We start from the raw sequence: 675 nt of genomic DNA on the forward strand, positions 1-675 counted from the left end.
CCGACGTCGAACGCGCACGCGGCAACGCGGCGGGACGCGGACTGGCCCACCGGGCGACCTTCGTCGAAGGTGACGCCAGGGAGCACCTCTCGCCCGCCGACCTCGTCATCAGCTCAGGGGCGTATCAGGCGTTCGGCACCATTCCGGACGCACTTCAGGCCCTCCGGCCGTTGGTGAACCCGGGCGGTCGGCTGCTGTTCTCCTGCGAGATCTGGGAACGCACCCCGACCGCCGAGGAACTGACGAACCTGTGGCCCGGCAGCACGGTCGACACCTGCCTCCACCTGCCGGACCTCGTCGATCAGGCCGTAGCAGCAGGCTTCCGGCCGCTGGGCATCGAGACGTCCACCCGCGGCGAGTGGGACAGCTTCGAGTCCGGGTTCGCCGCAGACGCGGAGGAGTGGCTGCTGGCCAACAGCAACCACCCGGAGGCCGACGCCGAGCGTGCCAGGCTCGACGCGCACCGCACCACCTGGCTGCGAGGATCTCGCGAGGTCGTGGGATTCGCGTTCCTGACGCTCGGAGTCCCGACGGACACGCCCCGAACCGCGGAACGGCCGTAGGTGGCGGTGGTACTGCGACGGGAGCCGGACTGCCCTCGTCGACGTGGATGCCGGCAGCCATGACGAGACGGCGCTGACGTGGCATCGGCCCGGCTTCTGGGAGGGAGCCGGG

General features: G+C 70.8%; 1 protein-coding gene. It reads left to right on the forward strand.

Going from position 1 to position 675, the window contains the following annotated elements; genetic code table 11:
* Positions 1-563, forward strand: a 563-nt coding sequence (locus ABD323_RS43145) for an SAM-dependent methyltransferase (RefSeq protein ID WP_425556356.1), incomplete at its 5' end; no start/stop codon positions are given.
* Between the last annotated feature and the right edge of the window lie 112 nt (positions 564-675).

Source organism: Kitasatospora nipponensis (assembly GCF_039528135.1).
Lineage (GTDB): Bacteria > Actinomycetota > Actinomycetes > Streptomycetales > Streptomycetaceae > Kitasatospora > Kitasatospora nipponensis.